This is a genomic window from Leclercia adecarboxylata (assembly GCF_035787115.1).
GTDB classification, from domain to species: Bacteria; Pseudomonadota; Gammaproteobacteria; order Enterobacterales; family Enterobacteriaceae; genus Enterobacter; species Enterobacter adecarboxylatus_E.
Genome location: NZ_JALKTL010000023.1, coordinates 1 through 455 on the forward strand (window position 1 = coordinate 1; position 455 = coordinate 455).

Consider the following 455-nt stretch of genomic DNA (forward strand, 5'->3'; position numbering starts at 1 on the left):
GCTCACACAGATTGTCTGATGAAAATACAGCAGTAAAAATCTCTGCAGGCTTGTAGCTCAGGTGGTTAGAGCGCACCCCTGATAAGGGTGAGGTCGGTGGTTCAAGTCCACTCAGGCCTACCAAATTCATCCTGATACTGCGTTGTGAAACGACTCGCATACTTGAGTATGCTTCGCCCTTCCACGCCTTGTCTCAGAATGAATTACCGGTAGAGAGATTAGCATTTTGCGATGGGGTTATAGCTCAGCTGGGAGAGCGCCTGCCTTGCACGCAGGAGGTCTGCGGTTCGATCCCGCATAGCTCCACCATCCTTTACTGCGACAACAAGAAAACTTCAGAGTGTACCTGCGAGGGTGCGCTGCGAAGTTTTGCTCTTTAAAAATCTGGATCAAGCTGAAAATTGAAACGACACACGAAAGTGTGTTCGAGTCTCTCAAATTTTCACAATCATGAA

At 48.1% G+C, this 455-nt stretch carries 2 tRNA genes; both read left to right on the forward strand.

Annotated features, from left to right (window positions below):
- Positions 1-46 precede the first annotated feature (46 nt).
- Positions 47-123 (forward strand) — tRNA-Ile (locus MXM41_RS22660).
- A gap of 110 nt (positions 124-233) precedes the next feature.
- A tRNA-Ala gene (locus MXM41_RS22665) sits at positions 234-309 on the forward strand.
- Positions 310-455: the final 146 nt, after the last annotated feature.